Raw genomic sequence first — 5,280 nt, forward strand, 5'->3', positions numbered from 1 at the left:
CCGCCCCCGACGACGCCGACGCCAAGGCCCGCCTCGAGGCGCTCCGCAGCGCCGCCGCCGAGGTCGCGCCCGCCGGCCTGCACCGCTTCGCCATCCGGACGCCGGAGCGGGCCCACCTGCTGCTGGTCCGCGGCCCCGACGCGGACGACGTCGACCTGCGCCCGGCGTTCGAGGCGGCGATCGCGCAGGTCGGGGGGCGCGGTGGGGGACCGCCCCACCGGGTGCAGGGCGCCGGCCCGACGCCGGCCGCCGCCCCCGCCGCCCTCGACGCGGCCGACGCCGCCCTTCCCGACGTCGACGCTCCCTGACCCCCCGCCGCCCGAACCCCCGAGCCGGCGCCGGCGGCGCCGGCGGCGGCGCCGGGACGTTTCTTCCTGGCGGCGCACCGCCCGCGCGTCCATCCTGAGCGGGTCCGGGCGGCCCCGTCGCCTGGATAACTCGGAATGGTTCCGAGTTCCGAGTAGGGTACGCCCATGCGGGACGACGTCGGGTCGTTCCGCCCCCGCGGCCCCGCCGCACCCCGGCGGCCCCGCCGCCCGAAGGAGGAACCCCATGGCCACCACCACGAAGACCTTCACGACCCGCAACGACCTCGACCCCACCGTCCGCGCCGACGTCGTCGCGATCCTCAACCGCCAACTCGCGGCGAACGCCGACCTCTACGCCCAAACGAAGCAGGCACACTGGAACGTCAAGGGCGGATCCTTCATGCAGCTGCACGAACTCTTCGACCAGATCGCCGAGGTCATCGAGCCGCAGACCGACGCGATCGCCGAACGCGTCGCCGCGCTCGGCGGCTACGCCGAGGGCACCACCCGCATGATCGCCGACGCCAGCCCGCTGCCCGAATGGCCGCGCGACGCCGTCCAGGGCGACGACGTCCTGAAGGCGCTCGTCGAGCGGTGGGCCGCCTACGGCGCCGGCCTGCGGACCGCCATCGCGCAGATCTCCGAGCACGACGACGTCGCCAGCGAAGACCTGCTCACCGGGCTGCTCGGCGAGGTCGACAAGGCGCTGTACTTCCTCGAAGCGCACCTGCAGGGCTGACGCCCCGACCGGCCACACCGACCGCGCGACCGCAGGACCGCACGCCCCGAGCCCCGCTCGGGGCGTGCGTCGTCAGGCCTCGACCCCCTCGCCCGCGTCGTGCGTGTCGTCCTCCAACCCCGACGCCTCCAGCACCCGCTCCTCGACGCGGATGGGCGCGTCGGTCCGCACCGCGATCGCCAACGCGTCGCTGGGCCGCGCATCGAGATCGAAGCGGACCCCACCCCGCTCCAGCTCCAGCACCGCGTAGAAGGTCCCCTCGCGCAGGTCGGTGATCTGCACCCCCACCACCTGCGCGTCGAGCACCTGCAGCAGGCTGGCGATCAGGTCGTGCGTCATCGGGCGCTCCGGCACCTCGCCCCCCCGCGCCGAAGCGATCGCCATCGCCTGCAGGGGATCCACCACGATCGGCAGCACCCGGTCGTCCTCCGCGCGGAGCAGGAGGAGGAACTGCTTGCCCTCCCCCGATACCGCGACGTCGTCGAGCGTCATCGCAATCACGCCCCCGAGTCTAGCGCCCGGCCGCCCCCCGCGCCGTGCGCATGCGACGCGCCCACCCCGCCGCGCGGCGGCGCGGCGGGGCCCTGCTAGACTCGCGCTCGTGCCGGACGCCGTCATCGGACTCGAGATCCACCTCGCGGTGCGCACCCGCACCAAGATGTTCTGCGGCTGTAACGCGACCGGCTTCGGGGACCCCCCCAACACGCACGTCTGCCCCGTCTGCATGGGGCTCGCCGGCGCGCTTCCGGTCGCCAACCGCGAAGCGATCGACCGGACGCTGCGCTTCGCGCTGGCGCTCGGCTGCACGGTGCCGAGCCGCACGCAGTTCCACCGCAAGCACTACGTCTACCCCGACGCCCCGAAGAACTACCAGATCAGCCAGTACGACCGGCCCCTCGGCGAGCACGGCGCGCTCGCCCTCCCCGGCGGGCGACGGATCGGCGTGACCCGCGTCCACCTCGAGGAGGACGCCGGCCGCCTCGTGCACCCCCCCTACGCCGACCACAGCCTCCTGGATCTCAACCGCGCCGGCGCGCCGCTCCTCGAGATGGTGACCGAACCCGACCTCCGCACCCCCGAGGAGGCGCGCGCCTTCCTGAACGAGGTGCGCGCCGTCGCCCGCGCCGTCGGCGCGAGCGACGCCAGCCCCGAGGAGGGCAAGATGCGCGCCGACGTCAACGTCAGCCTGCGGCGGCCCGACGGGTCGTTCGGCACCAAGGTCGAGGTCAAGAACGTCAACAGCTTCCGCAGCGTCGAAGCGGCCCTGCACCACGAGATCCGCCGCCAGACCCGCCTCCTCGAGGACGGCTTCGAGGTCGTGCAGGAGACCCGCGGGTGGAACGAGGGCGGTCAGAAGACCGTCGCGCAGCGCGGCAAGGAGGGGGCGGCCGACTACCGCTACATGCCCGACCCCGACCTCCCCGAGATCGACCTGTCGCCCGCGCACGTCGAAGCGATCCGGGCGGCCCTGCCCGAGCTCCCCGCCGCCAAACGCGCCCGCTACGAAGCGCTCGGCCTCGACGCCGACGCCGCCGCCCCCCTCGCCGCCGACGTCCACCCGAGCGCCGTGTTCGACGCCACCTGCGCCGCCTTCGACGGCGCGGCGACCACCGTCGCGAACTGGCTCCTCTCCGAGGTCGCCGGCCGCCTCCGGGCGCGCGACCGGACCCTCGAGGACGTCGCGCCCGACCCCGCGGCGTTCGCCGACCGCCTCGCCGACCTGCTCGCGCTGGTCCGCGACCGCACGATCTCCGCCACCGCCGGCAAGGAGATCCTGGACGCCGTGATCGACGGCGCGGACCCCGCCGAGGTCGTCGACGCCCGCGGCCTCGCCCGCGTCGCCGACGAGGACGCCCTGCGCACCCTCGTCGCGCAGGTCATGGCGGACCACCCCGACGTCGTCGCGTCGGCGAAGGTCGAACCCAAGGCCGTGAACGCCCTCCTCGGGCGCGTCATGAAGGCCAGCGGCGGCGCAGCCGACGCGCAGGTCGTGCGCCGCCTCCTCGAGGCGGCCTTAGCCGACGACGCCTGAGCGTTCCGTCGCCCCGCCGACGACACGGGCGCCGGACCGCGATACCGTTCCTCCACATGACCCCCGACGATCTCGGCGACCCGCCGAATCCCCGCGCGGCCCGGACCCCGACCGGTCCGGCCGCCGCGCCCCACCCCGACCCCCCCGACACGACCCTCGACCCGAGCGACTGGGACGCCTACCGCGCCGACCTGCACGCGCTCGTCGACGCCTGCGTCGACCAGCTCGAGGGGATCCGCGACCGCCCCTGGCGGGCGTTCCCCGACGCCGACGCCGACGCGGTCGCGCTCGGGAACGCTGCGCGCGGGCACGGCCTCCCCACGACGATTCGCGCCCTACGCGACCGGGTCCTACGCCACCACGGCGGCAACGTCCACCCCCGCTTCTACGGCTGGGTGCAGGGCACCGGCAACCCCGCCGCCCTCGCCGCCGACGTCGTCGCCTCCACCATGAACGCGAACGTCGGCGGGCGCGACCACGCCGCCGTGCACGTCGAACGCGACGTGCTGGCCTGGACGAAGACGGCGCTCGGGTTCCCCGCCGACGCGTCCGGCGTGCTGGTGACCGGCACCTCGCAGGCGACCGTCGTCGCGCTCGCCGTCGCCCGCGACCGGGCGCTCGCCCGCCACGGCGACGCGGCCCGCGACCGCCTCCGCCTCTACGCCGCCGACGGCGCCCACGTCGCCGTCGCCAAGGCCGCCCGCCTGCTCGGGCTCCACGACGCGCAGTTCGTGCGGCTCCCCGCCGACGCCGCCGGCCGCCTCGATCCCGCCGCCCTCGCCGCCACCCTCCGCGACGACCGCGCCGCGGGCGCCGTCCCGATGGCGGTCGTCGCGTCCGCCGGCAGCGTCGACGTCGGCGCGGTCGACGACCTCGACGCGCTCGCCGACCTCGCCGCCCGCGAGGACGTGTGGCTGCACGTCGACGGGGCGTTCGGGGCGTGGCTGGCGCTCGCCGGGCCGCCCTACGACGCGCTCGTGCGGGGGCTCGGGCGCGCCGACTCGCTGGCGACCGACTTCCACAAGTGGATGGCGGTGCAGTACGACGTCGCCGTCGCCCTCGTGCGCGACGCCGACGCCCACCGCGCGACCTTCGCGGCGAACACCGCCTACCTCCGCACCGAGGGCGAAGGGATCGCCGGCGGGCAGCCGTGGTTCGCCGACTACGGCACCGACCTCTCGCGCGGCTTCCGGGCCCTCAAGGTGTGGGCGACCCTCTACGCGTACGGACGCGACGCGCTCGGCGCGACCATCCGCCACAACTGCGACCTGGCGCGCCGCATGGAGGCGCGCGTCGCCGCGACGCCCGGCCTCGCCGTCGCGCACCCGGTCGCCTCGAACGTCTGCACCTTCCGGCCCGACCCCGCCGCCCTGGGGGCGGCCCCCCTCGACGCCGACGCCGAGGCGCGCCTCGTGACCCACGTGGTGCACGCCGCGCAACGCAGCGACGACGCGATCCTCTCCACCACCCGCGTCGGCGATCGCCGCGCCTTCCGCGCGGCGATCGTCAACCACCGCGCCACCGAAGCGGACGTCGACGCGACCGTCGATGCGATCGCCGCGCACGTCGCGCGGGCGCTTACCTGACGGCGCCGACGAAGGCGCCCTCGACCTCGCCGAGGTCGGTGAAGCGGTCGCAGGCGTCGATCAGCTCCTGCGCCGTCGCCGCACGGAAGGCGACGACCTCCACCCGGACGCCGCGCTCCTGCAGCAGGCGCACGATGGGCACGAAGTCCCCGTCGCCGCTGGCGAGCACCACGACGTCGACGAACGGCTCGGCGCGGACCATGTCCGCCGCGATCCCCATGTCCCAGTCGCCCTCGAGCTCCGGCGCGCCGCCGTCGGTCGTGCGGAGGAGGCGGACGAGGCGCCGGTGCACGCGGTACCCCAGCGCCGAGAGTTTCGTCACGAACCCGTAGGCGCCCCGCTCCCCGTCGCGCTCGACGACGTAGGCGTTGGCGTGCGCCAACGTCCGTGCGTCGGTCGCGATCCGCTGGAGCGTCTCGTAGTCGACGTGCGCATCGAAGCCGTCCCGCGCGGCGTAGTACAGGTTCTGGGTGTCGCAGAAGAGGGCGAGGCGATCCATGCGCGGAGTGTAGCGCCCTCGACGCGGGTCGGCCCGGGCGCCGCGGCCCTGACCCGCGGGCGGCGACGCGTCGCTCAAAGCGGTTCGGTGCCCTCCGAGAGCAGGTCGAGAAGCCG

6 protein-coding genes are annotated in these 5,280 nt (G+C 75.4%); 4 read left to right on the plus strand and 2 right to left on the minus strand.

The features are described from left to right. Together RI554_08775 and dps are read left to right on the plus strand one after the other, a co-directional pair. On the plus strand, positions 1-308 hold a 308-nt coding region (locus RI554_08775; GenBank protein ID MDR9392104.1), incomplete at its 5' end, for a DHHA1 domain-containing protein. A gap of 244 nt (positions 309-552) precedes the next feature. Then, positions 553-1,047, plus strand: a complete 495-nt coding sequence (gene dps / locus RI554_08780) for a DNA starvation/stationary phase protection protein Dps (GenBank protein ID MDR9392105.1) — start codon at positions 553-555, stop codon at positions 1,045-1,047. 72 nt (positions 1,048-1,119) lie between these two features. Here the strand turns inward: dps and RI554_08785 are convergent, their stop codons facing one another. Next, positions 1,120-1,539: a bifunctional nuclease family protein gene (locus RI554_08785; protein ID MDR9392106.1), complete on the minus strand. Its 420-nt coding sequence runs from the start codon at positions 1,537-1,539 to the stop codon at positions 1,120-1,122. A 109-nt stretch (positions 1,540-1,648) separates the two neighbouring features. Here RI554_08785 and gatB point away from each other — a divergent pair, with 109 nt between their 5' ends. Beyond that, the gene (gatB, locus tag RI554_08790; GenBank protein MDR9392107.1) at positions 1,649-3,079 is read left to right on the plus strand and encodes an Asp-tRNA(Asn)/Glu-tRNA(Gln) amidotransferase subunit GatB; all 1,431 of its coding nucleotides are present in this window, start codon (positions 1,649-1,651) and stop codon (positions 3,077-3,079) included. A 56-nt stretch (positions 3,080-3,135) separates the two neighbouring features. Next, entirely contained in the window at positions 3,136-4,665 is a 1,530-nt protein-coding gene (locus RI554_08795) for a pyridoxal-dependent decarboxylase (protein MDR9392108.1), read from the plus strand. On the opposite strand, the gene RI554_08800 is transcribed toward RI554_08795, so the two are convergent. After that, the gene (locus RI554_08800) at positions 4,658-5,164 is read right to left on the minus strand and encodes an NYN domain-containing protein (protein ID MDR9392109.1); all 507 of its coding nucleotides are present in this window, start codon (positions 5,162-5,164) and stop codon (positions 4,658-4,660) included. The genes RI554_08795 and RI554_08800 overlap by 8 nt on opposite strands. Positions 5,165-5,280: the final 116 nt, after the last annotated feature.

The sequence above is a fragment of the Trueperaceae bacterium genome, from assembly GCA_031581195.1.
In the GTDB taxonomy this organism is placed as follows: domain Bacteria; phylum Deinococcota; class Deinococci; order Deinococcales; family Trueperaceae; genus SLSQ01.

Excerpts from the sequence above, each read along its gene's own strand:
- dps (MDR9392105.1), top strand. The coding sequence starts at position 553 with ATGGCCACCACCACGAAGACCTTCACGACCCGCAACGACCTCGACCCC.
- RI554_08785 (MDR9392106.1), bottom strand. The coding sequence starts at position 1,539 with ATGACGCTCGACGACGTCGCGGTATCGGGGGAGGGCAAGCAGTTCCTC.
- RI554_08795 (MDR9392108.1), top strand. The coding sequence starts at position 3,136 with ATGACCCCCGACGATCTCGGCGACCCGCCGAATCCCCGCGCGGCCCGG.
- RI554_08800 (MDR9392109.1), bottom strand. The coding sequence starts at position 5,164 with ATGGATCGCCTCGCCCTCTTCTGCGACACCCAGAACCTGTACTACGCC.